Consider the following 2,187-nt stretch of genomic DNA (forward strand, 5'->3'; position numbering starts at 1 on the left):
GGGGTGGTCTCATCGACGTCACCCCAGACGCTATCCCGGTTATCGACGCGGCAGCAAAGGTTCCCGGTCTGTTTATCGCTACAGGATTTTCTGGTCACGGGTTTGGCATCGGACCCGCCGCCGGACGGCTGATGGCGGACCTCGTCACCGGAAAGCCTCCAGTCGTTGATCCCAAAGCCTTCAGGCTGTCTCGGTTCAGCGACGGGACCAGGATCGTTCTTTCGCCGGAGTATGCTTGAGGTAGTAACATCAAGCTTGACCAAAGTTTACCAACCCTCACTAGCAAAAGAGAAAAAATGTCAAACGTCACCAAAATAAAGTCCGGAAGCCCATTTGAAGATATGGAGAGCTACTCGCGAGCTGTCGTTGTTGACAACTGGATATTTGTTTCGAATACTGCGGGTGTGAATTACAAAACCCAGAAAATGTCAACCGACCCAGTACAACAGGCAAAGGAGTGCCTCAACAAGATAGAAGGTGCGCTTAAATCTGTTGGCGCCAGCTTGGCCGACGTTGTAATGTCGACAGTCTATATTCCAAACCCTGAGGATGCGCCGACTGTCATGGCCTATGTCGGCGAACGCTTTAAGGGGATTGACCCCGCCCGTACGGTGCTGTGCCCCGGACTTGGAGGCCCCGACTACAAGGTGGAGATTGAGGTGCAGGCCTATCGCGGCGTCAGCACCGCGGAAGTTGAGCATAAGGTGATCAGTCTTTGATTTCGGGACTGAAGAGGTCGGACTTGGTCCGGCCTTCTTCGGCGAAGGGGACTTTTCCGTGTACAGCCGTTAGCGAGGCCAAAAAACCTGCCATGTGCACTTGCACGCGGCATCACCTCGCAGGCAACGTGTTGGAGATTGCGCCTTTCTTATCCAGACCGACTAATTGAACGGACATGGCCACTTCATTGACCGACGATAGGACCGAAAAGCCGACTGGCGGCCGACAACCCAGGATGGCCGACATCGCTCGCATAGCGGGCGTCGATATTTCGACCGTCAGCCGGGCTCTGTCGGGAAGTGAGCGGGTCACCGTGGAGACGCGGGCACGAATCCAAGAGATTGTACGCGATACCGGCTATGTCGTTAACAAGGCAGCTCGTACTCTGCGTGATGGTCGCGCCAATCAGGTACTGGTCATTATTCCGGAGCTCTCGTCAAAGTCCTACCCGGAGATGGTTCAGGGCATAATCGAGGCACTGGATGAACACGAAATCAATGTTCTTTTGGGCGCTACGCAGCGTGAGGCCAAGCGCGAGGCGGAACTCGGCAAGCGACTACTGACTGGCGTCGTAGACGGCATCATCACCATCACCGGAAGCATCCCTGAGACTATCCTCAACATGCCGGACTTCCAGCGCAAGGTCGTCGCCTTGGCTCGACCGGTCCCGCAGCCGGGCATTTGCTGGGTTACCATGGACAACTACGCAGCATCCAGGGAGGTAATGGAACACCTGTATGGCATGGGGCATCGGCGCATCGTCCATATCGGGGGAATAATGAGCTCCGAGACATTCCGTGCCCGTTCCGCTGCCTATGTCGACTTCATGCGGGAAAATGGCCTGGCCGACCTGATCACTGTACGCCCAACCGACTACTTCGACGCCGACGCTGGTGTCGAAGTCATGAAGTCCCTGCTCGGAGCTGGCCAGCGCCCCACCGCTATCTTCTGTGCTTCTGACGATTTGGCGATAGGTGCCATGGCGGTGGCGCGGCAAGCCGGGCTCAGTATTCCAGACGACATCTCGTTCGTTGGTTGCGACGACCTGGGGGTGGCCGCGCTGATGCATCCTCCACTTTCGACGGTGTCGGTTCCGCGCATCGAGATCGGTCGCTCTGGAGCGGAGGCGCTCTTTGGCCAGATCTACCAGGACATTATTGCGCCTGCGAAAATCGTGCTGCGCCATCATCTGGTCCTTAGGGACAGTGTGGCGCGGATCGGGTGACTTGACAGGCCGTGACTTGATAGGCCGGTCAGCGGTGTTGGCTACGGGCACCCAAGGATGAAGTCCAGCCTGTGGGTGCAAATGCACCCGCGGGGCGCTGTTCCTTGGGCCACGCGACCCAATACCCACTAGATGCCATCCTGAGGCGCCATGAAACAGCACTTCGCGCTATGTCACCGAAGATTCACAATTGACAATCCAACCGATTGCATGATTGATACAAACGATTGGATTACCGCATC

At 56.7% G+C, this 2,187-nt stretch carries 3 protein-coding genes; all 3 read left to right on the top strand.

The window, feature by feature from the left end; all coding sequences use genetic code 11:
* The coding region (locus ACXJ7R_RS30670) for an NAD(P)/FAD-dependent oxidoreductase (RefSeq protein WP_457155084.1) at positions 1 to 239 on the top strand (239 nt) is incomplete at its 5' end.
* Positions 240 to 296: 57 nt separating this feature from the next.
* The gene (locus tag ACXJ7R_RS30675; protein WP_457155085.1) at positions 297 to 719 is read left to right on the top strand and encodes a RidA family protein; all 423 of its coding nucleotides are present in this window, start codon (positions 297 to 299) and stop codon (positions 717 to 719) included.
* A 236-nt stretch (positions 720 to 955) separates the two neighbouring features.
* Positions 956 to 1,945: a LacI family DNA-binding transcriptional regulator gene (locus ACXJ7R_RS30680; RefSeq protein ID WP_457155086.1), complete on the top strand. Its 990-nt coding sequence runs from the start codon at positions 956 to 958 to the stop codon at positions 1,943 to 1,945.
* Positions 1,946 to 2,187: the final 242 nt, after the last annotated feature.

It is taken from the genome of Mesorhizobium sp. P5_C1 (assembly GCF_054049815.1).

What these genes read in the sequence shown, in the direction of transcription:
- ACXJ7R_RS30675 (WP_457155085.1), top strand. Translation starts at nt 297, where the DNA reads ATGTCAAACGTCACCAAAATAAAGTCCGGAAGCCCATTTGAAGATATG.
- ACXJ7R_RS30680 (WP_457155086.1), top strand. Translation starts at nt 956, where the DNA reads ATGGCCGACATCGCTCGCATAGCGGGCGTCGATATTTCGACCGTCAGC.